Source organism: Streptomyces sp. SP18BB07 (assembly GCF_036322545.1).
Taxonomy (GTDB): Bacteria; Actinomycetota; Actinomycetes; order Streptomycetales; family Streptomycetaceae; genus Streptomyces; species Streptomyces deccanensis.
Window position 1 is genome coordinate 1 of the sequence record NZ_JAQYWT010000111.1, and the last position, 318, is coordinate 318.

Annotated in this window: 1 pseudogene; it reads left to right on the forward strand. The window is 42.5% G+C overall.

Annotation, left to right across the window (positions count from 1 at the left end):
• Positions 1-318: pseudogene (locus PUR53_RS47990) on the forward strand (hypothetical protein); the annotation flags it as partial.

Below are 318 nucleotides of genomic sequence, written 5' to 3' on the forward strand. Positions count from 1 at the left end.
GGGGGGGGGGGGGGTGGGGGGTGGAGGGTTGTTTATATAAGAACAAAAACAACCAACAAAAAAAACACAAAAAAAACAAAACCAAAAAAAACAAAAAAAAAAAAAAAAACAAAAAAAAAAAAACACAAAAAAGCCCACCCCGACCACACAAAACAAGCGCACCCCAGACCACCCCCACCCCCCCCCCCCCCCCCCCCCAAAACATTGCAAAAAACACACAACCCCCAAAAAAAAAACAAAAAAAAAAAAAAAAATTGGCACAAAAAACCCCCCCCAAAAAGCAAAGACACAAAACCCACCACAAAAACCCCCACCCAA